Origin of the sequence: Chitinophaga sp. 22620, from assembly GCF_052044405.1 — a bacterium.
In the GTDB taxonomy this organism is placed as follows: Bacteria; Bacteroidota; Bacteroidia; order Chitinophagales; family Chitinophagaceae; genus Chitinophaga.
The window spans coordinates 48,094-72,293 of the sequence record NZ_JBQEMV010000003.1 but is presented as its reverse complement, the minus strand read 5'-3'; the positions used below and the strand labels follow the sequence as shown (position 1 = coordinate 72,293).

The window sequence follows — 24,200 nt, the reverse complement described above, 5'->3', positions numbered from 1 at the left end:
GGATTGCCATAGGAAAAAATATCTTCTTATTCAAAGCTCTCTTCGAACCTGATATCGTGTTCCTCGAGTTCCCGCAGTACGGGATTGTATACTTCGGGCATTACGGGGATCTGTAAACCTGTTAATTCCAAATTGCCTGATAAGACCAGTTTAGCCATGATGCCCAGCGGGAGGCCGACTGTTTTGGCCATTGCTGTGCGGAGGTTGTCTTCTCCCTGGACGATCATATAACTGTGAAGCTTGGTGCCCATGTTCCGGCGTTCGAATTCGATCTCGTGCAGCATGACGATCATGTCCTTGTCGGATGGTTCCATTTTGAGCTTTGTATCGAGCACATGCTGCAGTACGCCCGCGTTGGTTTGCTCTCCCAAGTTAATCAATTCCCCGTTCAAAATACCGAGAAATTTCAGCTGGCGCAGCAGTTTGCTCTTGCTGCTCACCCCCAGGAAATTCGCTACATTTTCTTCGTGGCTCAGGTTCGCGTCTACCGGTATATTCTGGGAAGCCCAGGTGAAAAAAGGCATGTTATTCGTCTGCTGTTTCTTCGAATCGTCCGTAAGCCCCAGCTTGATGAGCGCGTTCCAGCCCTCGCAGAAGTCCGGGTAACGCAGCGTGGCCCGCATAAAAGTGGGGATGTTGCCGAGGTTGTACACGTCCACATAACCCAGCGAATCGCGGTTCGGGTAATAGGCAAGCTTGCCAAGGCCGGGGATCTGTACGGTCTTGTTCTGGTCGAACAGCTGCTGGTAATCCACTTCCTTCACCTTTCCTTTTTCTTTGTAAGTGGCGCCTGAAATGCCTGCCAGTACAATATTCCGGGAGTTCCAGGATATCTTGTACTGCCAGGGGTTATCGTTGCTTTCGGGGGAAACGAGGCCCCCGCAGTAGGATTTGAAACAGTAGATCTGCCCGCCTTTCTTTTCGATGGAATGGATGAGCTTCATGGCGGACATATGATCGATCCCCGGGTCCAGCCCCATTTCGTACATAAAGAGGAGGCCGGCTTTTTTGATATCCTTTTCCAGCTTGCGTATCTCGGGATCTATGTAGGAAGCGGTAAGGAGGTTTTTGCCGGACTGCAGGCAATCTTTGGCGATAACGATGTGCAGCGCGGGAGGGAGAAGGGAGATAACGAGGTCAGTTTCCTGGATAAGCTGCTGGCGGGCAGCCTGGTCTTTGATGTCAAAAGCGGCGGGCGTGGCGTAGTACGATTTGCCGATCTTGGATTTGATCAGCATGAGATCGTTGTCTGCCACCGTAATATGCCACTTCTGCCGAGGGGCGTTGGCCAGCAAATAGTCGATCAGCACGGTTGCTGATTTGCCGGCGCCAAACAATAGAATATTCTTCATATCACTAGAAAATGGTTAAAAACTACAGGGAGTAAACAATAAAATCCCGGGGAATGTTCAGATAAACACGGCTTTCCACGATGGACTGTATAATATTCCGCTCCCACAATAAGGTATGATTTTCATAGGGTTATAAACAAATTGCTTGCCAATTTGTGATCGGCTGGTATATATCAAATTTAAGATATATAGAACATTTACCGGAGATGATGCGAAGGTATGGCAAATAGTTTTAAGCATCAAACCCGCGGATGGTTGTTTTTTATTCACAAATAGCCCCCAAACCCTCTGAATACGGGCTGAAAACGTTATATTTGCTCTTCATTTAAAAGGGCTGAAAAACCTGTAAACCAATAACATAATGACAGAGAATACGGACAATCAAGACAATCAAAAGGAAGGTAGAATTGTTCAGATCAACATTGAGGAGCAGATGAAGACCGCGTACATCGACTATTCCATGTCGGTGATCGTGGGGAGGGCATTGCCGGATGTGCGTGACGGCTTTAAACCGGTGCATCGCCGGGTGTTGTTCGGGATGAATGAGCTGGGTAACACCCACAACAAACCCTACAAGAAATCCGCCCGTGTGGTGGGGGACGTGATGGGTAAGTACCACCCCCACGGAGACGCGTCTGTTTACGACACCATGGTGCGTATGGCGCAGCCCTGGAGCCTCCGCTACATGCTCATCGACGGTCAGGGTAACTTTGGTTCGATAGACGGCGATATGCCGGCGGCCATGCGTTACACGGAGGTGCGCCTCCAGAAGATCGCGGAAGCCATGCTGGAAGATCTTGATAAGGACACTGTAGATTTCACTCTTAACTTCGACGATACGCTGGAAGAGCCCGTGGTATTGCCCACCCGCATTCCCAACCTGCTGGCTAACGGCGCCTCCGGCATTGCCGTGGGCATGGCCACCAACATCATGCCCCACAACCTGTCGGAGCTGGTGGACGGCCTGCATGCGCTGATCGACAATAAAGACATCACCATTGAGGAGCTGATCAAACACGTAAAGGCGCCGGATTTCCCGACGGGCGGCATCATTTACGGTTTTGAAGGCGTGAAGGCAGGCTTTGAAACCGGCCGTGGCAGGGTAGTGGTGCGCGGTAAGATCACTTCCGAAACCACCAAATCCGGTAAGGAAAAGCTGATCATTTACGAACTGCCTTACCAGGTGAACAAGGCGATACTGCACCAGAAGATCGCTCAGCTGGTGAACGACAAGGTGATAGAAGGCATCAGCGACGTGCGCGACGAAAGCGACCGCGACGGTATGCGCCTCGTGATAGACCTCAAGCGCGAAGCCATTCCCAACGTGATCATCAACCAGCTGTATAAATATTCCGAGCTGCAGACCTCTTACGGCATCAACAACGTGGTGCTGGTAAAAGGCCGCCCGAAGGTGATGAACCTGAAGGAACTGCTGGTGGAATTCATTGAGTTCAGGCACGAAGTGGTAACCCGCCGTACCCAGTACGAGCTGCGCGAAGCGGAAAAGAAAGCCCACATCCTCGCCGGTTACCTCATTGCGCTGGATCACCTGGACGAAGTGATCGCCCTGATCCGCAACTCCAACACGCCGGAAGTGGCCCGCGAAGGACTGATGACCAGCTTCGGGCTCACCGAGATACAGGCCAAAGCCATCCTGGAACTGCGCCTGCAACGCCTCACCGGCATGGAGCGCGACAAGATCCGCGAAGAATATGAAGATATCATGAAACTGATCGCCCGCCTGAAAGAGATACTCGGAGACGAAGGCCTGCGCATGCAGATCATCAAAGACGAGCTGGATGATGTGAAGAAAAAATTCGGCGACGAAAGGAAGACCGAGATCCAGTACCTGGCCGCGGAAATGAGGATAGAAGACATTATCGCGGAAGAAGACGTGGTGATCACCATTTCGCACCTCGGTTATATCAAACGCACTTCCGCCTTCGACTACCGCCAGCAGAAACGCGGCGGCCGCGGCGCCATCGGCGGCAAAACGCGGGATGAGGATTATATCGAGCACCTGTTCGTGGCCTCTACCCACCATACCATGCTGTTCTTCACCGAAAAAGGCCGCTGTTACTGGCTGAAGGTATACGAGATACCCGAAGGTGAAAAACAAAGCAAGGGCCGCGCGATCCAGAACCTGATCACCCTGCCGTCCGACGATAAGATCCGCGCGATCATAGACATCAAGGACCTGAACGACAAGGATTTTATCAACAATCATTATATCGTGCTTTGCACCCGCAACGGGATCATCAAAAAGACCCTGCTGGAGGAGTTCAGCCGCCCGCGTGCGAACGGCGTGAACGCTATTACCGTGAACGACGGCGACCAGCTGCTGGAAGCCAAGCTCACCAACGGGAACAGCGAGATCATGATGGCCATCCGCAGCGGCCGCGCCATCCGTTTCCCTGAAAATACCGTGCGCGACACCGGCCGTGGCGCCATCGGCGTAAGGGGTATCGAGGTGGATAATGAGAACGACGAAGTGGTTGGTATGATTTGTGTTGATAAGGAAGATAAATCCAGGACCGTACTGGTGGTATCCGAAAAAGGGTTCGGCAAACGCACCGAGATCGAGGAATACAGGATCACCAACCGCGGGGGGAAAGGCGTGAAAACCATCAGCGTTACCGAAAAGACCGGACCGTTGATCGCTATCCTGGACGTTACCGAAAACAACGACATGATGATCACCTGTAAATCCGGCATCACCATCCGCATGGCGGTGGGCGATATCCGCGAGGCTGGCCGCGCCACACAGGGCGTAAGGCTGATCAGGATGGACGAAAACGACGAAATCGCCGCTGTAGCCCGTCTGGACGAAGAGGAAGAAGTGCTGGAAACAGTGGAGACCATTGCCGGTTCGGAAATTTCGGTGGATGAAGGGATGGAAGAAAGCGGTGAAAATGGTGAAAACAATGCTTCGGAAAACACAGGAGACGAAGAGGAGACCAATGCATAAAAAATTTCAACCTTAAACAATAATTACAAAAAACCTGAGCCACATGAAAAAACTATTTGTATCTCTGCTGTTTTGCGGCGTAAGCTTCGCTGTAGTGGCGCAAAAGGCAAAGATTAACAGTGCGGATGAGGCATTGAAGGGCGATAAGATCGACCAGGCAAAAGCAGATATCGAGGCGGCACTAGCAAATGAGAAGACTAAAGACGATGCCCGTGCATGGTACGTTAAAGGGAAAATCTATGAGACCGTAGCGCTGAAGAACAAAAGCGCGTCTGACGCAGAAACAGCTTACGATGCTTTCAAAAAAGCCCTGGAGATCAATCCCAAGCTCCCTGAAGCACTGTTGGAGATGAATAACCGCATGTTCAATGTATATGCTACCATCGGCAACGCCGGGTATGGCAACCTCAACGAACAGAAATGGGATTCTTCTTACCTGTATTTCAAAAAAGCAGGCGAAGTTCGCGATTTTTATAATGGCAAAAACCTCGGCGGCAGCATTCCCACCGATACAGCCATGGTGTTTTACGCAGGTTATGCCGCACAGCAGGCCGGTAAAAAAGACGAGGCCTTCGAGATGCTGAAAAAGGCTGCGGCCCTTAAATTCAGGAATGAACCCGCCCTCTACGTAGTGCTGGCGCAACAGTATGAAGAAAGGGGTGATAATGCCAACTGGCTGGCCACGATCGATTCCGCGAAAGCCATGTTCCCCGCAGATAAACGTTTCGCTGACATGGAAATGCTGTACTACAGCAAGACCGGTAAAACGAACGAGCTGCTGACCATGATGGAAAAGAAAGTGACCGACAACCCGAACGATTTCGCCCTGGTGCTGGATTACGCTATCCGCGTGGATAACGTGGCCAACCCCCGCGATGAAAAAGGCGCAGACCTGCCCAAGCCCGCCAACTACGACGAGCTGATGAATAAAGCGGAAGAGGTGTACAAAAAAGCGCTTGCCCTCAAGGCAGACGACGCCACCGCCAACTTCCAGCTGGGCGCGCTGTACTTCAACCGCGCAGTGGCCTTCAACAAGGAGCTGAACGGGCTGGACAGCAAGCAGCAAAGCTCTCCCAAAGCAAAAGAACTGCAAACGAAAGTACAGGGCCTGATGGACCAGAGCCTGCCTTATTTCGAGAAAGCTGACGCAGGCTTTTCCGCAATGGGCAAACTGGAACCCAGCGACAAACGCACTTACGAAAGCGCGTTGTACGCACTGCAAAAGATCTACGCTATCAAAAACATGAACGATAAGGTAGATGTAGTGAAGAAAAAGCTGGAAAGCCTGTAACCGTTATCACATAAAATCTTAAAGGCAAGGGGCGACCCTTGCCTTTTTTGTTGCCCCATGCTGTTTGCATTATTCCACAATGCTGTTGGTCAAAGCGATTTGCATGATTCCGGTTGTTATGCCCAAATTGACCTATATCAATCCCTTAAACATTTCCCTCAATTCTATGCATAATTGATACGGCTATTGGCATAATAATTACCCTTTTATCGGGAGAGAGTCATGTAATTATTCACTTAACCATATCAAATCCTTAATTTATGGTCACACAAGCAAAAACTACCGGAACTCAGGAAGCAACCAGGCATCATGGTACGTATCAGGATGACCAGGCAACGCGGCGTATGCGCAGCGGGGACGATACAGAATTTGATGATGATGACAATCAGAAGCTGGAGGGCTATGATGAAAACGAATTTGATGCAGATGACCGCCGTAACCGCCGGGAAGCTGCCCTTGCCGACGGGGATGCCGCCGCACATGAGCAACCGCAGAAGCGGACGCCCAGCAGGCGCGGATTTGCTGCCATGGATAAAGAAAAACAACGGGCAATCGCCAGCAAAGGCGGTAAAGCCTCACATGGCGGCGGACGCAAGCCCAGTAAAAATCGCTAGTGTTAAAAAACACTTGAAAAAAAGCGTGTACCACCACATGGTACACGCTTTTTTGTGCACCCTTTTCATCGATCTGTACACTTCCCGGCCCGTCAAAATAACCGTACTTTGTTGCCTGGTAAATGATGATACATGAAAGCTGTAGCTATACAAGAATTTAAAGCGGCGCCCCGGGTGATGGACCTGCCGGAACCCGCCGTGAAGGAAGGCGCCGTTAAAATAAAGATCGCCGCTGCCGGGCTGAATCCTTTTGACTGGAAGCTGGTGGACGGCATATTGAAAGACCATATGCCGCATGTGTTCCCCATGATCCTGGGCACGGATGCCGCCGGTGTGGTGGTGGAGACCGGGGCCGGGGTCACGCGTTTTAAAACAGGAGACAAGGTGTATGGCCAGGTGATCCACGCCCCGGTAGGCGAAGGCGCTTATGCGGAATATGTGACCGTGCCTGATACCGTCGCCATGACCAAAGCCCCTGAAAAGATATCCCTGCCAGATGCCGCCGCGGCGCCCACCGCGGGCATGACGGCCATGCAGCTGTTGGACAGGTCCGGTCTGCAGGCCGGGCAAACGCTGCTGCTCATCGGTGCCACCGGCGGCGTGGGTTCTTTCACGACCCAGGTGGCCAAAGCAAGAGGCATCAAGGTAATTGCCACAGTTTCCAGCGCTGAGGCGGCCGAACGGATGAAAGTCCTCGGGGCGACCGAAACCATTGATTATAAAAAGGCGCCCATAGACGAACAATTCCCGGGCGGGGCGGATGCGTTGATAGACCTGGTGAGCGACAAGGCCGGTTTTGCAAAGCTGGCCTCGCTGGTAAAACGCGGCGGAACCGTGCTCACCACGCTGTTTGTGGCAGACAAAGCGGCGTTAAAGGAACAGGGGCTGCGGGGCGGCAACTTCGAAACCGAGGCTAGTCCCGCTTCGCTCGATGCCTTACGCGAACTGATCGATTCCGGGGCGATCGGGATACCGGTGGACCGGAAGATCACGATGGAACAGGCGCCGGCTGCCATCGCGGAGAGCCGTGCGCGGAAGAGCAAAGGGAAAACGATCATTTTGGTGGACGAAGGGTTATCTTAACTCTTCTCTCAACTTCTTCGGCAAACCCGCCACCACCAGGTCGTACGATTTACGCGTCCATTCCAGCAGCAGCTTGTCAGGGATGGAACCGTCGAACGTTACGGTGTTCCAGTGCTTTTTATTCATGTGATAGCCGGGTGTAACGCCTTCGTATCTTTCCCGCAGCTCCACGGCTTCGTCGGGATCGCATTTCAGGTTCACGCTTTCAAAACTGTTCACATCCAGCAGGGCGAACAGCTTGCCTTTTACATAAAACACCAGCGTGTGCTCCCCAAAGGGGAAACCTTCCTCCGTGCCGGGCAGGGAAAGGCAGAATTGCATGTATTTATCCAGGTTCATAAGCTTATTGAATTGGTTAAAATAACAAAGCGGAAACCGTCAGGATCCGCAAAGGTCGTTCCGTTTTTGGTCCGGTACGGATTTTTGCCGGGCAATCGCAGTCGCATTATATTAATTTCTATAAAATATTGAATTTCAGCGGGAGAGGAGCTTTTACGGTAATTTCTAATCAGGAATATTAACTATCCTGGTACTTTTTGGAACCGGCTACCTGAAGCTTAATTTCAAGTATGAAAGAATAAAAGTGGTTTTATCTCAGGTTTTATTCTGAGTATTCTTTGTAAAATGACTTATAACCAATAAGATACGCGATCGGTAAAACTGCCCAAAAAACGATCTTTTGCAACAAAAAAGGCGGCTTAACCATCCGGAATACATTAGAAAACCGGTTGGCGAGCATAGCAGTTTGCAGGAAAGGCGGCCGGCCCCGGGCATTGGTCTTTCCATCTGCGGCCAGCCCGGCTACCTGCTCAAAGAAGTTTTCCATTGCTTGTAAGCCATGATGTTAAAAAGGTAAATTTACCATTAAACAGGAGGTGGGACGAAAAAAATAATTTTCTATATTTGGACGGACAACCTCAAATTAATTCCATGCAAGCCAATATTCATCCCTTCGAAAAGTATCCCTTTGACCTGAAGAAGCTGCCCGCCGACATACGCTCGGCAGTGGAGCATTTCGAATTTTACACCACATCCCAGGCCATTGCAAAATCAATTGCAGCCGGCAATTTAAGCGACTCCAACACGCTGTTATGCTGGGCGTATTTTACCTGGATAGACGCTATGGAGCTGCAGACGGGGGCGGAAATCCTGAGCAGCGGCGAAAGCGCTTTGAAAATTATTGGAGAAATCCTGGAGAAAGAGCCCGACCACAAGCCTTCGCTTAAATTGCAGAAATACATCCAGGATGAAATAAAAAAAGTTCATAAGGCCAATAAGTGGTATGACAAGTTTCATGATATTCCCGTTGAAAAATTGTCGCTGGAAGAAGCGGAAGACTTTGCTCTTTTCCTGAGCGATTGCGCGAACGACGAAAAGTTCAAAGAAAAGGAATACCGGCTTTGGCAACGGCTGTATAACGAGAAACCGGATGTTCGCGTGGAAGAACGTACGGGCAGGCAGTACTACGGGTTTAAATTCTATTACCTGTGCAGGGTTGCCAGCGTATTATGGCGGGATCTGGGGCGGTTTGAGGAGGCCAGGCCTTTGCTCTGGCAGGTCATCAACTGGCCGAGCGTCAAAGATGCGGAGCTGTATTCCTATAACACTTCAAATGCCATCGAGTTCTTGCTGCTGGAAGCGGTCGGCAAGCGCGATGAAGCCGAATTTATCCGGCTCACAGGACTGATGGTGTCCAAATTCGGGGAGATCAACGAATACAGGCGAAGTGCTGGTAAAGGAGAACTGACGCTCATTATCAGGGAAAACCCGGCGGGAAAGATCCTGGAGTATGCTTTGGAGATCGGGAACCTGGAAAATATCCGGACCATTATGGATCATTTTTTCGCCGGCAAGGTTGTGTTCATTCGGGACGCGAAGATCAAGAAGAACATGGAGAAAGCAAGGGCGTTGATTTCCTGAGGTGCCCAGCAGGGTGAAAGCCCTTTTGTTCTATTTAACATAATGTAAATTATGATCAAAATTTATCAGGAGACTGGAACGACGAAATCCTTGCTGAAACCCGGTTTTAAGGATATTCCGTAATCTCGTGAAGGCTGGATAATCTTATGTGTTCTTCGTCAGGACCATAGCTTATCCGGTTATGACCGGGTTCTTTTTACGAGCCCGTGAAATCCATATTCAAACTCCGGCAGCGAGCAACCCATCAATTCGAACGGCCAGGCACATTATAATAAATGCCTGGCCGTTGTCGAATTTTTGCCCTGCCGGTCAAACGTTCTTTAATCCCCGTTCAACTCCGCCAATATCAGATCTGTCAGATCAAACCTCGGAAAATCGCCCATATTGCTCAGTAAAATGACCAGGTTCCCGTTATCCGGCTGCCTGGCGAACATCGTATAGAATCCGAAGTCTGTGCCCGGATGATACACGATCTTATGCGTTTTGGAGACCTTGAAAAGGCGCTGGTCCGTCATCCAGCCATAGCCGTACCAGGCGTCCCAATCCGTGTATTCAGCCCTGGGCTTGAATAACTCGGTCATTTGCGCTTCCGGCAGCAACAGATTGTCCGCCAGCGCTTTATTCCATTTCACAAGATCGGCGGCTGTAGACGTGATGCTGCCCGAACCCAGCGTGTTGCCGGCATTGTATGCCGGCTCCGGCCCGTCGTACAGGTACCCCGTGGCTTTCCGCTCCGCCGTGGTATCCGTTCCGGCATAGGTATCGTTCATGCCGGCAGGGATGAAAATCCGCTCTTCCAGTAATTGCGGGAACGGCTTACCACCGGCGGTCTCCGCAATAAGCGCCAGCAGCACATAGCCGGAATTGCTGTACCGGAACTGGGTGCCCGGCGCAAATTCCGTGGAATCGCTGCAGAACCTCGCCACCAGCTCTTTCAGCGAAAATGTACTCCGCATGATCTGCGGCAGGTATTCGTTGTTGGCGGTGTAGTTCGGAATGCCGGATCGATGGCTCAGCAACTGTTCTATTGTCACCTGGCCGTTGACGTAACCCGGCAGGAATTTGCCCACCGTGTCCTGCAGGGACAATTTCCCTTCCTGCGCCAGCTGCAGCACAACGATGGCGGTGAACGGCTTGGACAGCGAGCCGATTCGGTACCGGGTATTGCTGTCTGCCGCAAGCAACCGCTCTTTGTCCGCGTAGCCGTAACTTTTACTGAGCAGCACGCCCTTCGCCGTTTTTATCAGCGCAGTGCCGTTGAATTGCCCGTTCCGGTGGTAAAAGCTGAGCATCGAATCGATCCGCAGTTCCGGGTTCGCCGGCAGCCGCCGGAGTTGTGGTTCTACGCGCTTTTTCAGGTTGTTGCTTTCATTCCGGGCCTTCAGCAAAGCAGCTACAGCCTCCGCATCAAAATCAGGTAAAATGATCGTATTGCGTCGCCAGAACTCCGCATCCTGCGGGGTGGTCTGGAATTCGATGAACTTGTTCCTGCCCACATGTTTCCCTTCCGGTGCCGGCGTTGCCCTGGTGGTGTCTACTGAAGTGATAATGTAATCAAGGCGGCTATTGGCCGTGAAATCATACTGTTTCTTTTTACTGCGGAAGTTCAGCGAAGTGTTGCCCACCACGTGTGAAAGCACCCAGCGGTCCCCTACTTTCTGGTATTCCACTTTTGCCGCATCGCCGCGCATCTCTATCTGGATGTTCAATACCGCCAGCAGCGCCCGCATGGCGCCATCGCCATAAACATTGTAAGGCAGCCCGGCAGGACTCAGGGCATAATCTATCTCCAGGAACGCAAGCTCTTCTGTGTCAATGAACAGCTTGCCGCGGTACAACGATTTTTTTAATCCTTCCCGCTGATCGAATGTGATCTCGTACGCTGGCATGCCCTTGTAGTCCACCACGCCGCGGATCGTAAAGCGGTGGTTGCGCAGGCCTTCTTCGCTGAAGATGTCGTTCGTGGATATCTCTTTTACGACGTCGTAGGCAATGAGGTTGGAGGGTTTCAACCCGAGGCCCAGGCCATGAGACGCTTTTTCATCGCTGATATACCGCACCTGCACCAGGTAGAGGTCGTTTTCTTTTTTATCCGCATAGCCGCGGTTATACATGTCAAAAACCGCCTCAGACAGCTGCATATAATCCTGGTCGCGGGTGGAGGTGTTGCGGTAAAAGCCGCGTACCTGGTGAGGTTTCGTGATGTAATTATCCGGTATTTTCCGGATGGCGGACCGGATGAGCTTTACAGGATCTTTGGCAGCGACCACCACTTCCTTCAATCCAACGCTTACCGGATCCAGCTCGATGTGCTGAACGGCGCCGGCGTCCAAAGCGGCCAGCGGAAGGTATTTCACGCCATAGCCCATGCTGGATATACGCAGGGTGTCGTTGGCGGTGCTGCGGGATATGACCAGCCTGAATTCACCGAGACTGTTGCTGATGGTGCCCGTGCCGGTCCTGTTCACGGTGATGTTCGCGCCCGGGAGCGGCGTTTTGCCGGATGCGCTCGAAACCTGCCCCCTGATCTCCACGGGCGCCTGCGCACGGGTAAGTGCGGGCATACCAAGGGTAAAGAGGATAAAGGGATAATACCTGTTAAGCATGGCGATGTTGTTGAGGGTCAAAAAAATGGTGATGCAAATTCGCCATTAAATGTATGCATCCCGTTAGTTCCCTGTACTTCGCCGGCTGTTAAAAATTGTATAATAAAAAAGCAGCCACCCTTACGGATGGCTGCTTCAATTATTTAATCGCAAACGCTGTTATGCAGCCTGTTTAGCTTTCTTGGGCGCCTTGATCTTGGCGGTAGCCGACTGGCGCAGCTTGATGATACCCACCCAGTGCATGGCTTTCATCACGGGATAAGTGGGATCGAACTCGTACCATTTTTTGGCGAAGTTCGCGCTGTCCTTATGCTTGTGGTGATTGTTCTGGAACAGTTCGCCCAGCAGGAAGATGCCCCAGGGCTCTGAGTTACGGGAATGATCGCCGTTGTCGAAGTTGCTGTAGCCATATTTGTGGCCGCACCAGTTCACTACGGCGCCCTGTACGGGGCCTACCAGGAAGTGGATCGGCAGCAGCAGGAACCACCATAAGCTGGGAGCAAATACTGCGTAGAACGCAATATAAATACCTATCCATGTAAAACGCGTCCAGCGGGAATCGCCAAATTTGTCCATCGCATCCCAGGTGGGCAGCGGGTCTTTGGTGAACTGAGGATCAGGAACACGGGTGCCGGTCACAAAACCTGCGTAGATCTCGCGGGTATGCGTCATCATATGCCAAACGTCTTTGAAGAAGTGCGGCGAATGCGGGTCGTGCTCAGTATCGCTGTACTCATGGTGCATGCGGTGCATGACGCCATAAGCTCTTGGGATCAGGTAGGAAGAACCCTGGAAGAACCAGGTGCAGAAGTAAAACACACGCTCCCAGCCTTTGCTTGTATCATACATCTGGTGAGATGCATACCTGTGCAGGAAAAATGTATGAAAGAACAAAGAGAGGAACCAGTGTGAAAAAAAGAATATCAGGATCGCTATCATGTTATACCACTCGTTAAAAGATAAAGAAAATGAACCGCAAAGGTAACTTAAATATTCTCTTCAGGGAATTATTTAACGCCGTGTTAATGAATATATTAATATATTATATGATACGCATCAGCCCCCTACTCTATCCGCACCCGCCTCAATTCCAGCAAATTCAGGCCATTGCTGGTGAAGCCCCTTACATTCGGCTGGCGGAAACGCACGGAGATATCATAGAACAACGGTACCACGGGCGCATCGCTGATCACCATCTGGTCCATTTCCTGGTAAAGCCGGTAACGGAGCGAATCGTTCGTTTCTAACAGGGCTTTCTCGTACAGCCGGTCGAAGGCCGGGTTGTTGTAACGCGTATAGTTGGGCGGCGCAGGGTTTTTACTGTAGAACATCGCGAGATAACTCTCCGCATCCGGGTAATCGGCTATCCAGCTGGCGCGGAAAAAAGGCACGGCCGATTTGGCCACCTGGTCCATCAGCGTTCCCTTCTGGATCACCTCCACGGTCACCTGTATGCCGATATCCTGCAGCTGGTGGGCCACGTAATTGGCCAGGTCCGCATAAATAGGGATAGACACCAGCCTGATGGACGGCAGCCCTTTCCCGTCCGGGTAACCGGCTTCTTTCAGCAATTGTCTTGCTAAAGGAATATTATAATGATATCCTTTAACCACAGCAGTATCAAAGGACGGCAGGCCCGCGGGCACAAAGCCGGATGTGGCGGGGATGCCGATGCTGTTGCGCAGGTAGGTCATCATTTTCGTACGGTCGAAACCGTAGTTGATGGCCTGGCGGATGCGGATGTCCTGCAAGGGAGAGCCTTTCACGCCGGGCTTTTCAGGGTCCATCACGATCCCGAAATACTCGGTGTTCAGGTAAGGCGCTTTCACGAGCGAGATCTTCCCTTCCCATTCTTTCTTCAGCTCGCCTTGTTTGGTAAGCACTTCATCTTTGAAAGAGGTCTCGATATCGTTCACAAAATCCAGCTGGCCCTGGCGGAAGAGCAGGAACTCGGTGCCTTTGCTGTCCACAAAGCTCACTTTCACCGCATCGAGGTATGGAAGGCGCTGGCCTCGTTCATCTCTTTCAAAATAATTGGGATTTTTATGCAGGATGAGCGCCTGCCCTTCGTCCCAGTAATGAAACAGGAACGGCCCCGTGCCTACCGGGTGCTTGCGGAAATCTTTCCCGTATCTCTCTACGGCTTCATGCGGCACCACGGAACAATACTGCATGCTGAGAATGCCCATGATCGGATGGAACGGCCGCAGCAGCGTGAGCTGGAAAGTGGTGTCGTTCAGTGCGCGGAAACCTTTTTCGGGATCCACTTTATCGTTGAATATCCATGCGCCGGGCGATGCGGTAGAAGCTTCCATTACGCGACGGAAGCTGTAGACCACGTCCGCCGCCGTCATCCTGCGGCCTTTGCCGCCCGGGAACACTTCATGGTCATGGAAAAACACATCGTTCCTTAAATGAAAAGTATAAGTGCGCCTGTCTTCGGATACCTCCCAGCTCCTGGCCAGCGACGGCCGGATGTTCAGCAGGCTGTCCGGCTCCACCAGCGTGTTGTACAGCTGGCGCACGGCCCACATGATGGCCTGGTTCTTCGCAAAAGCGGGATCCAGCGAAGGGATGCCTTCCTGCTGGTTGTAGCGGAACACCATTTTATCCTGGCTGCCGCGCTGGCCGCAGGCAAGCAGGAGAATTAAAAACAAAACGGCTAAGTATCTCATAAAGCGGCTTTAAGGTAGCCAGAAAATGGTGGAAAATCAAATGCCGCCACCGGTCAAAAAAGCAATGGCCGTTTCCCGCAACTAAATTATATTGCCCAACAAATCTGACCTGAATGAGACGCATACTCCCGGTATTTCTCGCCACTATTCTCAGCACCGCCGCCTACAGCCAGCAGTTCACCCGGCAAGACACGCTGCGGGGCACGCTCACAGCAGACCGCTCCTGGTGGGATGTTACCTTTTATGACCTCAGCGTACGCGTCAAACCCTCCGAAAAATCCATCGAAGGCACGAACGTGATCCGTTACCGCGTATTACGGCCGGCGCAGCGCCTGCAAATAGACCTGCAATCGCCGCTCATCCTCGATAAAGCAGTGCAGAACGGTCAGGAGCTTGCTGTTACCAAAGACGGCAACGCCTGGTTCGTTACCCTGCAATCGCCCCAAACGCAAAATTCCATCCAGCAGCTTACGCTTACCTACCACGGCCAGCCCCGCGAGGCCAAACGCGCTCCCTGGGACGGCGGCATCGTTTGGGGAAAGGATTCCCTCGGCCGCCCCTGGATAGCCACCGCCTGCCAGGGCCTTGGCGCCAGTGTATGGTGGCCCAATAAAGACCATCAGACCGAAGAGCCGGACAGCATGCGCATTCGCGTGACCGTTCCAAAGGGGCTTATTAACGTATCCAATGGCAGGCCGGTAGACGTGCATGTAACGCAGCAGGACACAACGGTGACCAGCACCTGGGTCGTAAAAAATCCCATCAACAATTATGACGTGGCGCTTAATATCGGGCATTACAAACATTTTTCAGAAAGATACATGGGCGAAAAAGGTCCCCTGACCCTGGATTACTGGGTGCTGGATTACAACCTGGAACGCGCGAAGACTCACTTTGAAGTGGTGAAACCCATGATGAAATGTTTCGAGCACTGGTTCGGCCCCTACCCTTTTTATGAAGACGGCTACAAGCTGGTGGAAACCCCGCACCTGGGCATGGAGCACCAGAGCGCCGTGGCCTATGGCAACCAGTATAAAATGGGTTACCGCGGCAGCGACCTTTCCGGTTCAGGCTGGGGCCTGAAGTGGGACTTCATCATCATCCACGAAAGCGGCCATGAATGGTTCGGCAACAATATCACCACGAAAGACATTGCCGATATGTGGGTGCACGAATCCTTCACTAACTATTCCGAAACGGTCTTTATCGGTTGCCAATACGGCATGGACGCCGCAAACGCTTATGTACAGGGCATCCGCAGCAAGATCGCGAACGATAAGCCTATTACCGGGCCTTATGGCGTGAACGAAGAAGGTTCCGGCGATATGTATTACAAGGGTTCCAACATGCTGCACACCATCCGCCAGATCGTCAACAACGACGAAACCTTCCGGAAAATACTGCGCGGGCTGAACAAGACCTTCTACCACCAAACCGTGACCTCCGCCGATGTGGAGCAATACATCAACAAGGCCAGCGGGAAGAACTTCGATAAAGTGTTTGACCAGTACCTGCGCAAAACCAATCCCCCCGTGTTTGAGTATTCGGTAGAGGGCAACCGCCTGCGTTACCGCTGGGTGGCCGATGTAAAGGGTTTTGACATGCCGCTGAAAGTGGACCCCGGAGACGGGAAGTTCCAGTTCATTCAGCCCGGAACGGAGTGGAAAACGCTGGCGCTGAAAAATGCCGCAAAATTTTCAGTGGACAAGAATTTCTATGTGAAGATCAGGAAGATATAGCGCTAGTGGAAGCACAATATCCTGTTAAAATTTATTGCCGTAACTTCAATCATACCAAAACCGCAAGAAACAGGTTGTACAGGGCATGAAAACGAGTGTTATTTGCAATAAAAAAACAATGCACCACTACGAAAAAATAGCAGCCGCCATCGCATACATTCATGCGAATCACACGGAGCAGCCATCACTGGATGAGATCGCCGCTGCCGTACACCTGAGCCCTTATCATTTCCAGCGCCTTTTTACCGAATGGGCCGGCGTAAGCCCGAAGAAGTTCCTGCAATACATCAGCCTGCAACATGCAAAAGGTTTGCTGGCTAAGGATTATACCGTGGAGCAGACCACTTTCGAAACCGGCCTTTCCGGCACCAGCCGCCTGCACGATATGTTCGTGAACCTGGAAGCGATGACGCCCGGCGAATACCGCAACGGCGGCGAAGCGCTCACGATCCGTTATCATTTCATGGACACCGCGTTCGGCCCCATGCTGGCCGCAGCCACCGAAAAAGGCATCTGCTCCATTGCGTTTGCCGACGACCGTGCGGCTGCGCTCGAAGACCTGCGCCGCCAGTGGCCCCAGGCCAAATTCCTGGAAGAAGAATCTCCTTTCATCAGCAGTGTAAAAGAATACTTCGAAGAGATGGAACTGGATACGGCTAAAGCAAAAAATGAAAAAACGATACGCCTGCACGTGAAAGCCACGCCTTTCCAGCTGAAGGTCTGGGAAGCGTTGCTGAAAGTGCCGGCCGGGCAGGTAGCCACTTATGCGCGTATTGCAGCGCAGATCAGTCACCCGAAAGCTTCCCGCGCAGTGGGCACTGCCGTGGGCGACAACCCGGTGGCCTTCCTTATCCCCTGCCATCGTGTAATAAAGTCCACAGGAATATTAGGCGGTTACCATTGGGGCCCTGTACGTAAAACTGCCATCCTGGGCTGGGAATCTGCAAGGAATCAGTCCCTTGCATTAACAGCCGCTGACGAATAACAGATGCTGGCCTCCTGTTTGCGGGGTTTTATGAAAATCTTTTATGGACAAGCAAAAGATCAAGGCATTTTTTGCCGCGTATGAACAACGGTTCAACGATTCCCTCGCGGGCCAGCCCATAGACGTTGAAGGCCAGATGGCCGCTTTTGCCGATTACATCGTGGGTACCAATCCCGTTTCCACCATGGGTGGTAAAAATGATGATACGTACCGGGACTTCATATTAAAGAACCAGGACTTCTACCGCAACATCGGCACGAAATACATGAAGGTGATGGATATGGAGATCACTGAACTGGATGATCTCCATGCCGCTGCAAAGGTCTATTGGGATTCCGGTTACGAAAAGGACGGAAAGGAGATCAATATCAGGTTCTATGTGATCTACCTCCTCTCCTTCGCAAAAAATACAATCAGGATATTTGCTTTTATCACCGGTGATGAAGAGAAAGTATTAAGAGATCATGGGCTGATGCCGGAAGAAAAATCTTAGTTCCTTCCCGCGCGTTCCTTATCTTTGCTGCATGCGAAACAGAGTGGTCAGCATGGGCGATGCGTTGAAAGAATACCTGAACAAAAGCCGGTTCAAACCGCGGCTGATGGAGGTGCGCATCCAGGAGAACTGGGAACAGGTGGTGGGTAAGACCATTGCCCGTTATACGGAAAGCGTTCAGCTGTTCGACGGTAAGCTGGTGATCACTACCACGGTGGCGCCGCTGAAGCAGGAACTGAATTATTCCAAAGACAGGATCATCAAGCTGGTGAACGATATGCTGGGAGAAGAGATCGTGAAGGAAGTAATGATCCGTTAGTGCGTTTCGCCGGCCAGGGCTACGTCTTTATCTTGCGCAACGGGGATCTCATCCCTGTTTTTATGCCCCTTATCCTCCCTTACTTTTTCATTGAGCTTATTGGCAATGCGTGATACGTCGTTCATGGTGAGCCTGGTTTTCAGGTGCACCATTACCATATCTTCCGCATCCTGGATGAGCACGACCAGGTTGTCTATCCTGTCGTTGGTTTTGGCATTGCTCAGCACCTGCACATGGCCTTCGGGGTGGCGGATCTCCACCAGGGACTCATATTTGTTTTCGTTGTAGAGGTCTTCTTTCAGCCGGGCGATAGATTCGCCGGACACAGCTTCTCCATTATCCATCTGGATGGTATAGAGTTTCACGCTTTTCACCTTCTTCAGCAGGAGCTTTACTTCACGGGCATCACCGTCCCAGGCGCTGCCCGGAATGAACCAGCTTACGATGCGCAGCGGCAGGAAGCTGAGGCCGATGCGGTGGGTTTCCGCCACGGCGCAATGTTCGTTGGTGAACTGGCGCAGTTGTTTGCGCTGTGCGGAAGCGCTGATAGCCATCATGCAGGCGAGGGAGGAAAGTAAAATTACGCGTTTCATAGAGAAGCTGTTGGAGGGTAATGGATTGTGAAAGGTATTTGGAATACGCCGCGGATGGATACGGCGTGTTCCTTATTTTTTTCCTTTTTTGTTCTTGAGCTGACCCAGGTTCTGGAAGCCGTCTATATTCATGCCGCCGGCTATTTCGCTGATCTCGCTGATGCTGAAATCGCCGAAGAGCGTGAGCGCCAGGAATTCGTCGGAGCTGCCTACGAGCATCACCAGTTCCTGGATATTGCCTTTGGCGTTTTCGCGGACCATGAATTTCAGGTCGGTATCCTTATCGCGGAGCGACATGAGCTCTTCCATGCCCCCGCCCAGGAACTGCGCGGCTTCGCGGTAAAGTTTCTGCCCGTCTTTCGTGTCTTCCTTGATCAGGATGCGCAGGCCTTTGAGCTTGCCGGCCAGCTCGGTCACCTTTTTGGCGTCCGGGTCGTCGCTCGAAAATTTCGAGAACATGTTGAACATTTTGGGCGTGATGTTGATCACGGTAAACGACTCATCGTCCTGGTACTTCTGGAAGAATTTGTCGATCGTGCTTTGCGCCAGCGCAAGTTCGCTGCTGCATAAGACACATATGATCATGATAATTCTTTTCATTGTTCGGAATTTGTGTTGCTGATAATAATAATTGTTTATGCAGTTCTAGAATAGCCATTAATTGTGATCGCCCTGGATGATCTCCTGCGCTTCGTTGAAGTAGCTCAGCTTTTCCATCTGCGCCTTTCCTTTGTTCAGGTTGCGGCTCAGGATCTGGAGGGCGCGTTGTGTTTGTTCGTACGCCAGTTTGGGATCTTCGTAAGTGTCCCTGAAGGCGGTCGTTTCGTTGGTTTGCCCGTGCAGCTTCAGCTGGTATTGGTTCACCGAGTACACGATACCGGCGGCGGCGAGCAGTACGGCGGCGTATTTCATCCAGCTCTGCCAGAAGGGGCGGATGATCTTGGTTTCGCCAACTGTTTCCCAGGGCGCGGGGCGGTCTGTGAACAGTTCGGGCATGTTAAGCTCCTTTTCCCCGAAAGCACCCTCCCCTTCCGCATGGAAATACCGGAACAGCGGCGCGGCTTCCTGCAGGTCCGCCGGCAGAGGCTCTTCGTGGACGGCGTAAAACACGCGCAGTTCCGCTTCTTCCGCTTCGGTGGTCTCACAGGCCCAGTACTTTTCCAGTAAGGCCCTGATGTTATTGTATTCCATACACATGCAAATTTTGTAGTTGCTCCCGCACCTGTTTCCGGGCACGATGCAGGCTCACTTTTACTTCACTCAGTTCTATCTCAAGCACCTCGCCGATCTCCTGGTAGCTCAGGCCGTCTATGTCCCGCAGCTGGAGAATGGTCCGGTATTTTTCCGGTAACCGGTGGATGGCGCCGTGCACCCTCCGCATCAGGTCACTTTTTTCAGTGCTCTGATGCGGACTGTGATGGGTGGCGGGCACTTCGCCGGCGCGATCCAGGTCGTCAGTTACCCGGTATTTCCGGCTTTTGAGCTTGTCCAGCGCCAGGTTTCGCGTGATGCGCATGCACCAGGCCTCCAGGTTCTGCAACTCGCCCATTTTATCCTTGTTGTTCCACACCTTTATGAAGGCATCCTGGATAATATCCTTAGCATCCTCTTCGTTGCCCAACAGGCGCAGCGCGAAGCGGTACAGCTTCTCCCTGAAAGGCATGATTAAAGAGATAAATACTTCAGACGACATATCACAGTTTTAGTTTGGCGGAAGGAAGCACTCCTTTTGTTGTGTGTTACATAAAGAAGACGACTGCCAGTCACGTTTGTTACAAATTAACAGAAAATATTTCGGTGATTTTGATTATCAGCTAGTTAGAGAGGTACTCCGTGGGCCGGGAGCTTTATTCGAAGGCCGGATTAATTACCCAGCCTGATGCGCGGGTCGATAATGCTGTACAGCAAATCCGCCAGCAGGTTGATGATTACGAAGATGCCCGCCGTTACAAGCACGGCGCCCATTACCACGGGGAAGTCGAACTTCTCCAGCGCGTCCACCGTCACTTTACCAATGCCTTTCCAGCCGAAGATGTACTCTACGAAGAAAGCGCCCGCCAGCAATTCCGCGAACCAGCCGGTGATGGCCGTGATCACTGGATTGAGCGCGTTGCGCAGCGCATGTTTATAAAGGATCACCCGGCTGCTGAGGCCTTTGGCGTAGGCGGTGCGGATGTAATCCTGGTTCAGCACGTCCAGCATGGCGCTGCGGGTGAGCTGCACGATAATGGCCAATGGCCTGATGCCCAGCGTGATGGCGGGCAATATGAGGTTGCGGATGTTGAGGATGCGGCCCTGGAAGGGATCGATGTCGAACAGGCTGCCGGTCATATGCAGGCCGGTGTAATCCGTGAGCACGAAACCGAACACATACGCCAGCACGATGCCGGTGAAGAACGACGGCGCGGAAATGCCGATCACGCTGGCAAATACAGCGCCGGTGTCCATCCAGGTGTTTTGTTTCACGGCGGACAAAATTCCGAGCGCAATACCCGCCACTGTAGCGAAGATCATGGCAGCCAGCGCCAGCACCAGCGTGCCGGGCAGGGCTTCCATGAGTATTTCCCATACGTCTTTCTTGCCCTGGTAGCTCCTGCGCAGGTAAGGCGTTTTCAGCACCAGCGCCTTATCGCCGCCTGTGCCGAAAAGCGCCACGCCGTTCAGGGATTCTTTCAGCTCCTGCCGCGTATGAATGCCGAGCGGGCTCAGGTCGTTCAGGTACAGCAGGAACTGGATGCCCTTCGGCTTGTCCAGGTGAAGTTCCTTCCGCACATTTTCCAGCGAGGTGAGGTCGGTGCGCTGCCCCAAGGTAAGCCGGGCAGGGTCTGCCGGCAGCACGTTGAACAGCAGGAAAATAACGATCACCACACCCAGGAGCACCAGGATGCCGTAACCGAGCTTGCGGAGGAAGAAGCGGAACATTATTTAAAATCAGGTATGTCGTTATAATGCCATTTGCCTTTGATCACGGCCTTTTCCAGCAGCAGAAGGCAGGGTGTGCTGCGCCCGGCTGTCTTGATGGCGGTGCCGTCCATTTGCAGGAAGGGAAAATCGATGCCCCGCTCCTTCTGGAACTGCTCCACCAGCGCTTTGTTCGAACTGGTCACGCCAAACAGCATGATCTTTCCTTCTTTGAACTGCTGCTGCAGGGCCTGCATCTTTTTTTCCCAGCCTTTCCCCGCATCGCGCACATCGCGCACGAGGAAGAGATAAACGGGCAGCGATTCCATCAGCACGCCGCGGTTCATGTTGTTGCCGTCGAAGTCGGTAAGCACAAAGTCCTTGATGGCGGGCTCGGCATTGCCTTTTTTCACCAGCTTGTCTTTCCGGTCCACGAACTTCCAGGTACTGTCCTGCCAGGGATAGGTTTCTGTGGTGAACTCCTGCTGTTTGCCGTCCTTTTCATAGATCAGCACGGTTTCGTATACATCGGGCGTGGAGCCGGGCGGCACTTTCATCTTCTCCATAATATTATTGCCGGTTTTATACGGCAGGCAGTCCACGATGGGCAGGTGCGCGAGCGTATACCACTGCAATACGATGGGAAACAGCACGGCCAGCGCCATGATGATATTGGTGGCCTTCGGCGGGAACACCGGCTGTATGCGTTTGTGGTAAATGAAAATGACGAGGATCATCACCAGGAGGATGAGGTCTTTGTAAAAAGACTGGTCTGCCGTGAGCTTGATGCAGTCCCCAAAGCAGCCGCATTCGCGGATCAGGCCGCTGAACAGGGCGAAGCCGGTGAGGAAGGTGAAGAATATAATGAGGATCAGCAGCAGGAAGGAAAAGAACCGCATGCGGTAACCCAGCAGCACGGCGAAGCCTGCAATGATCTCAAAGGCGTTCATAACCAGGGAAAAGGCCAGCGAGGCCGGGATCAGGAAGTGGAGGTGCAGCACTTCAAAGAATTCGTCCATCTTATAGCTCAGGCCCAGCGGGTCGTTGGCTTTGATCAGCCCGGAAAAGATGAACAGTACACCTACGAGGATGCGGAATAGGATCAGGATTAGTTTCATGTTGGTTTTATATCAGGCTCAAAATATTAATTATTCTGCTTTTCTTCTATGAGTATAAGCGCAAACACCGCATAATTGACGATATCTACGTAGTTGGCGTCCATTCCTTCGGAAATAATGGTTTTCCCGTCGTTGCGGAGTATCTGCTTGATGCGCAGCAGCTTGGTGAGTATCAGGTCCACGAACGATTCCTGGCTCATACTGCGCCAGGCTTCGCCATAGTCGTGGTTCTTGGCTTCCTTTACATCGCTGATGAACTTTATTTTCTCGTCGTACAGCTTTGCCACTGTTTCCACGGGCAGGTCGGTATAAGGATCGCCCCCGCCAAGGTCCATCTGTATGAGCGCGATCACACCGTAATTGATGATGCCCCTGAATTCGTTGCTGATATCGTCCGCCACTTTCTGCACGCCCAGCTCCTGTATGGTACGGATGCGCTGGGCTTTGATAAATATCTGGTCTACAATAGACACCGGGCGCAACACGCGCCAGCTGGTGCCGTAGTCTTTGGTTTTTTTGAGAAAGATTTCCTTACTGCTGTCAATCACCTGCTGATAAGTCATTCAATGCGGATTTATAATTCGAATTACGGCAAGGCTAATCAATTTTTGCGATACCTTTGAAGGTATTCCTTCATTGTTAATACCTTATTAGCGCTTGGGTTCCAAAAATACATTATTACGTAAAGATTTTACCATCCGGTGCCGCGGAAAGTTGATACCGCTTTCCCAACCGCTGGTAATGGGCATCATTAATATTACCGACGATTCCTTTTACGCCAACAGCCGGAGCCGCAGCCTGCAGCACGTTGTGACCCGCGCGGGAGAAATGCTGGAAGCGGGCGCCGCCATGCTGGACCTCGGCGCCCAGAGCACCCGCCCCGGGGCCGAAGAAGTAGGCGCCGCCGAAGAACAGGAACGCCTGCTGCCCGTTATCCATGCGCTGGTGAACCACTATCCCGAGGCAATCCTTTCCATCGATACCTACCACGCATCCGTAGCTGAAAAATGCATCCTGGCCGGGGCCGCTGTGATCAATGATGTCAGCGCCGGGGATATGGACCCGGATATGATCCCCGTTGCCGCCGCCCTTAAAGTGCCTTTCATTGCCATGCACATGCAGGGCACGCCCGCGGAAATGCAGAAAAAACCGCATTACGAGGATGTTGTGCAGGAAGTGCTGGATTACTTTATTTACAAAACGGACGCCTGCCGCCGCGCCGGTATTGCGGACGTGATCATCGACCCCGGTTTTGGTTTCGGGAAAACCCTGGCGCATAACTACCAGCTGCTCAACCGGCTGGAACTGCTTCACCTGGCCGGCGCTCCCATCCTTGCCGGCGTTTCGCGCAAGAGTATGATCTACCGCCTGCTGGGCGGTACGCCGGCCGACGCGTTGAACGGAACAACCGTGATCCATACCGTCGCATTACAGAAAGGCGCTTCCATTTTGCGGGTGCACGACGTAAAAGAAGCCATGGAAGCCGTGCGGATTGTTTCTTTTCTGCAGAATGTTTAGCTAACCCAAATATTTTTATTTTTAC

The 24,200-nt window shown here is 52.2% G+C and carries 24 protein-coding genes; 10 read left to right on the top strand and 14 right to left on the bottom strand.

Annotated features, from left to right (window positions below; translation table 11 throughout):
• Positions 1-26: 26 nt before the first annotated feature.
• On the bottom strand, positions 27-1,352 hold the full coding sequence (locus ACTJIK_RS15625; RefSeq protein ID WP_440647693.1) for a saccharopine dehydrogenase C-terminal domain-containing protein: 1,326 nt from the start codon (positions 1,350-1,352) through the stop codon (positions 27-29).
• A 361-nt stretch (positions 1,353-1,713) separates the two neighbouring features.
• Between ACTJIK_RS15625 and gyrA the strand changes: the two genes are divergently transcribed.
• From gyrA to ACTJIK_RS15605, 4 genes are all read left to right on the top strand, one after another.
• A complete protein-coding gene (gene gyrA / locus ACTJIK_RS15620) occupies positions 1,714-4,320 on the top strand; it encodes a DNA gyrase subunit A (RefSeq protein ID WP_440647691.1) in 2,607 nt (868 codons plus the stop codon).
• 43 nt (positions 4,321-4,363) lie between these two features.
• Entirely contained in the window at positions 4,364-5,611 is a 1,248-nt protein-coding gene (locus ACTJIK_RS15615; protein WP_440647689.1) for a hypothetical protein, read from the top strand.
• Positions 5,612-5,871: 260 nt separating this feature from the next.
• Positions 5,872-6,225 (top strand): KGG domain-containing protein, encoded by a 354-nt coding sequence (locus ACTJIK_RS15610; protein ID WP_440647687.1) that lies wholly within the window; start codon positions 5,872-5,874, stop codon positions 6,223-6,225.
• Positions 6,226-6,357: 132 nt separating this feature from the next.
• Positions 6,358-7,308: an NADP-dependent oxidoreductase gene (locus ACTJIK_RS15605; protein ID WP_440647685.1), complete on the top strand. Its 951-nt coding sequence runs from the start codon at positions 6,358-6,360 to the stop codon at positions 7,306-7,308.
• Here the strand turns inward: ACTJIK_RS15605 and ACTJIK_RS15600 are convergent.
• The 3 genes from ACTJIK_RS15600 to ACTJIK_RS15590 form a co-directional block, all read right to left on the bottom strand.
• The gene (locus ACTJIK_RS15600; protein ID WP_440647683.1) at positions 7,300-7,647 is read right to left on the bottom strand and encodes an MmcQ/YjbR family DNA-binding protein; all 348 of its coding nucleotides are present in this window, start codon (positions 7,645-7,647) and stop codon (positions 7,300-7,302) included. The two genes, ACTJIK_RS15605 and ACTJIK_RS15600, sit on opposite strands and share 9 nt — an antisense overlap.
• A complete protein-coding gene (locus ACTJIK_RS15595; protein WP_440647681.1) occupies positions 7,644-7,754 on the bottom strand; it encodes a hypothetical protein in 111 nt (36 codons plus the stop codon). Before ACTJIK_RS15595 ends, ACTJIK_RS15600 begins: the two co-directional genes overlap by 4 nt.
• A gap of 155 nt (positions 7,755-7,909) precedes the next feature.
• On the bottom strand, positions 7,910-8,134 hold the full coding sequence (locus tag ACTJIK_RS15590; RefSeq protein WP_440647679.1) for a hypothetical protein: 225 nt from the start codon (positions 8,132-8,134) through the stop codon (positions 7,910-7,912).
• Positions 8,135-8,238: 104 nt separating this feature from the next.
• Here ACTJIK_RS15590 and ACTJIK_RS15585 point away from each other — a divergent pair, with 104 nt between their 5' ends.
• Entirely contained in the window at positions 8,239-9,228 is a 990-nt protein-coding gene (locus ACTJIK_RS15585; protein WP_440647677.1) for a hypothetical protein, read from the top strand.
• Between the two features lie 320 nt (positions 9,229-9,548).
• Here the strand turns inward: ACTJIK_RS15585 and ACTJIK_RS15580 are convergent, their stop codons facing one another.
• From ACTJIK_RS15580 to ACTJIK_RS15570, 3 genes are all read right to left on the bottom strand, one after another.
• Positions 9,549-11,834 (bottom strand): serine hydrolase, encoded by a 2,286-nt coding sequence (locus ACTJIK_RS15580; protein WP_440647675.1) that lies wholly within the window; start codon positions 11,832-11,834, stop codon positions 9,549-9,551.
• A 159-nt stretch (positions 11,835-11,993) separates the two neighbouring features.
• Positions 11,994-12,773 (bottom strand): acyl-CoA desaturase, encoded by a 780-nt coding sequence (locus tag ACTJIK_RS15575; RefSeq protein WP_440647673.1) that lies wholly within the window; start codon positions 12,771-12,773, stop codon positions 11,994-11,996.
• A gap of 125 nt (positions 12,774-12,898) precedes the next feature.
• Positions 12,899-14,509: an ABC transporter substrate-binding protein gene (locus ACTJIK_RS15570; protein ID WP_440647671.1), complete on the bottom strand. Its 1,611-nt coding sequence runs from the start codon at positions 14,507-14,509 to the stop codon at positions 12,899-12,901.
• Between the two features lie 113 nt (positions 14,510-14,622).
• Here ACTJIK_RS15570 and ACTJIK_RS15565 point away from each other — a divergent pair, with 113 nt between their 5' ends.
• From ACTJIK_RS15565 to ACTJIK_RS15550, 4 genes are all read left to right on the top strand, one after another.
• Positions 14,623-16,248, top strand: coding sequence for a M1 family metallopeptidase (locus ACTJIK_RS15565; RefSeq protein WP_440647669.1), 1,626 nt, complete (start codon positions 14,623-14,625; stop codon positions 16,246-16,248).
• Between the two features lie 118 nt (positions 16,249-16,366).
• Complete coding sequence (locus ACTJIK_RS15560) at positions 16,367-17,233, top strand: methylated-DNA--[protein]-cysteine S-methyltransferase (RefSeq protein WP_440647667.1); 867 nt, start codon at positions 16,367-16,369, stop codon at positions 17,231-17,233.
• A 43-nt stretch (positions 17,234-17,276) separates the two neighbouring features.
• Positions 17,277-17,726 carry a hypothetical protein gene (locus ACTJIK_RS15555; protein ID WP_440647665.1) on the top strand — a complete coding sequence of 150 codons (450 nt, stop codon included), beginning with the start codon at positions 17,277-17,279 and terminating at the stop codon, positions 17,724-17,726.
• Positions 17,727-17,757: 31 nt separating this feature from the next.
• Positions 17,758-18,045 (top strand): DUF721 domain-containing protein, encoded by a 288-nt coding sequence (locus ACTJIK_RS15550; RefSeq protein ID WP_346321046.1) that lies wholly within the window; start codon positions 17,758-17,760, stop codon positions 18,043-18,045.
• Here ACTJIK_RS15550 and ACTJIK_RS15545 read toward each other — a convergent pair.
• The 7 genes from ACTJIK_RS15545 to ACTJIK_RS15515 all read right to left on the bottom strand — a co-directional run bounded on the left by ACTJIK_RS15545 (position 18,042) and on the right by ACTJIK_RS15515 (position 23,220).
• Positions 18,042-18,638, bottom strand: coding sequence for a DUF4252 domain-containing protein (locus ACTJIK_RS15545; RefSeq protein ID WP_440647663.1), 597 nt, complete (start codon positions 18,636-18,638; stop codon positions 18,042-18,044). The two genes, ACTJIK_RS15550 and ACTJIK_RS15545, sit on opposite strands and share 4 nt — an antisense overlap.
• Positions 18,639-18,710: 72 nt before the next feature.
• The gene (locus ACTJIK_RS15540) at positions 18,711-19,238 is read right to left on the bottom strand and encodes a DUF4252 domain-containing protein (protein ID WP_440647661.1); all 528 of its coding nucleotides are present in this window, start codon (positions 19,236-19,238) and stop codon (positions 18,711-18,713) included.
• A gap of 57 nt (positions 19,239-19,295) precedes the next feature.
• On the bottom strand, positions 19,296-19,829 hold the full coding sequence (locus tag ACTJIK_RS15535; RefSeq protein WP_440647659.1) for a hypothetical protein: 534 nt from the start codon (positions 19,827-19,829) through the stop codon (positions 19,296-19,298).
• On the bottom strand, positions 19,816-20,331 hold the full coding sequence (locus tag ACTJIK_RS15530) for an RNA polymerase sigma factor (RefSeq protein WP_440647657.1): 516 nt from the start codon (positions 20,329-20,331) through the stop codon (positions 19,816-19,818). The genes ACTJIK_RS15535 and ACTJIK_RS15530 overlap by 14 nt, the downstream gene beginning before the upstream one ends.
• Positions 20,332-20,501: 170 nt before the next feature.
• On the bottom strand, positions 20,502-21,560 hold the full coding sequence (locus ACTJIK_RS15525; protein ID WP_440647655.1) for an ABC transporter permease: 1,059 nt from the start codon (positions 21,558-21,560) through the stop codon (positions 20,502-20,504).
• Positions 21,560-22,657: a BT_3928 family protein gene (locus tag ACTJIK_RS15520; protein WP_440647653.1), complete on the bottom strand. Its 1,098-nt coding sequence runs from the start codon at positions 22,655-22,657 to the stop codon at positions 21,560-21,562. Before ACTJIK_RS15520 ends, ACTJIK_RS15525 begins: the two co-directional genes overlap by 1 nt.
• A 26-nt stretch (positions 22,658-22,683) precedes the next feature.
• A complete protein-coding gene (locus ACTJIK_RS15515; protein ID WP_440647652.1) occupies positions 22,684-23,220 on the bottom strand; it encodes a DUF1599 domain-containing protein in 537 nt (178 codons plus the stop codon).
• A gap of 178 nt (positions 23,221-23,398) precedes the next feature.
• On the opposite strand from ACTJIK_RS15515, the gene folP reads away from it, so the two are divergent.
• A complete protein-coding gene (gene folP / locus ACTJIK_RS15510) occupies positions 23,399-24,175 on the top strand; it encodes a dihydropteroate synthase (protein ID WP_440647651.1) in 777 nt (258 codons plus the stop codon).
• The last annotated feature ends 25 nt before the right edge of the window (positions 24,176-24,200 follow it).

Coding starts and splice junctions, on each gene's coding strand:
- ACTJIK_RS15625 (WP_440647693.1), bottom strand. CDS start 1,352: ATGAAGAATATTCTATTGTTTGGCGCCGGCAAATCAGCAACCGTGCTG.
- gyrA (WP_440647691.1), top strand. CDS start 1,714: ATGACAGAGAATACGGACAATCAAGACAATCAAAAGGAAGGTAGAATT.
- ACTJIK_RS15615 (WP_440647689.1), top strand. CDS start 4,364: ATGAAAAAACTATTTGTATCTCTGCTGTTTTGCGGCGTAAGCTTCGCT.
- ACTJIK_RS15610 (WP_440647687.1), top strand. CDS start 5,872: ATGGTCACACAAGCAAAAACTACCGGAACTCAGGAAGCAACCAGGCAT.
- ACTJIK_RS15605 (WP_440647685.1), top strand. CDS start 6,358: ATGAAAGCTGTAGCTATACAAGAATTTAAAGCGGCGCCCCGGGTGATG.
- ACTJIK_RS15600 (WP_440647683.1), bottom strand. CDS start 7,647: ATGAACCTGGATAAATACATGCAATTCTGCCTTTCCCTGCCCGGCACG.
- ACTJIK_RS15595 (WP_440647681.1), bottom strand. CDS start 7,754: ATGCGACTGCGATTGCCCGGCAAAAATCCGTACCGGACCAAAAACGGA.
- ACTJIK_RS15590 (WP_440647679.1), bottom strand. CDS start 8,134: ATGGAAAACTTCTTTGAGCAGGTAGCCGGGCTGGCCGCAGATGGAAAG.
- ACTJIK_RS15585 (WP_440647677.1), top strand. CDS start 8,239: ATGCAAGCCAATATTCATCCCTTCGAAAAGTATCCCTTTGACCTGAAG.
- ACTJIK_RS15580 (WP_440647675.1), bottom strand. CDS start 11,834: ATGCTTAACAGGTATTATCCCTTTATCCTCTTTACCCTTGGTATGCCC.
- ACTJIK_RS15575 (WP_440647673.1), bottom strand. CDS start 12,773: ATGATAGCGATCCTGATATTCTTTTTTTCACACTGGTTCCTCTCTTTG.
- ACTJIK_RS15570 (WP_440647671.1), bottom strand. CDS start 14,509: ATGAGATACTTAGCCGTTTTGTTTTTAATTCTCCTGCTTGCCTGCGGC.
- ACTJIK_RS15565 (WP_440647669.1), top strand. CDS start 14,623: ATGAGACGCATACTCCCGGTATTTCTCGCCACTATTCTCAGCACCGCC.
- ACTJIK_RS15560 (WP_440647667.1), top strand. CDS start 16,367: ATGCACCACTACGAAAAAATAGCAGCCGCCATCGCATACATTCATGCG.
- ACTJIK_RS15555 (WP_440647665.1), top strand. CDS start 17,277: ATGGACAAGCAAAAGATCAAGGCATTTTTTGCCGCGTATGAACAACGG.
- ACTJIK_RS15550 (WP_346321046.1), top strand. CDS start 17,758: ATGCGAAACAGAGTGGTCAGCATGGGCGATGCGTTGAAAGAATACCTG.
- ACTJIK_RS15545 (WP_440647663.1), bottom strand. CDS start 18,638: ATGAAACGCGTAATTTTACTTTCCTCCCTCGCCTGCATGATGGCTATC.
- ACTJIK_RS15540 (WP_440647661.1), bottom strand. CDS start 19,238: ATGAAAAGAATTATCATGATCATATGTGTCTTATGCAGCAGCGAACTT.
- ACTJIK_RS15535 (WP_440647659.1), bottom strand. CDS start 19,829: ATGGAATACAATAACATCAGGGCCTTACTGGAAAAGTACTGGGCCTGT.
- ACTJIK_RS15530 (WP_440647657.1), bottom strand. CDS start 20,331: ATGTCGTCTGAAGTATTTATCTCTTTAATCATGCCTTTCAGGGAGAAG.
- ACTJIK_RS15525 (WP_440647655.1), bottom strand. CDS start 21,560: ATGTTCCGCTTCTTCCTCCGCAAGCTCGGTTACGGCATCCTGGTGCTC.
- ACTJIK_RS15520 (WP_440647653.1), bottom strand. CDS start 22,657: ATGAAACTAATCCTGATCCTATTCCGCATCCTCGTAGGTGTACTGTTC.
- ACTJIK_RS15515 (WP_440647652.1), bottom strand. CDS start 23,220: ATGACTTATCAGCAGGTGATTGACAGCAGTAAGGAAATCTTTCTCAAA.
- folP (WP_440647651.1), top strand. CDS start 23,399: ATGGGCATCATTAATATTACCGACGATTCCTTTTACGCCAACAGCCGG.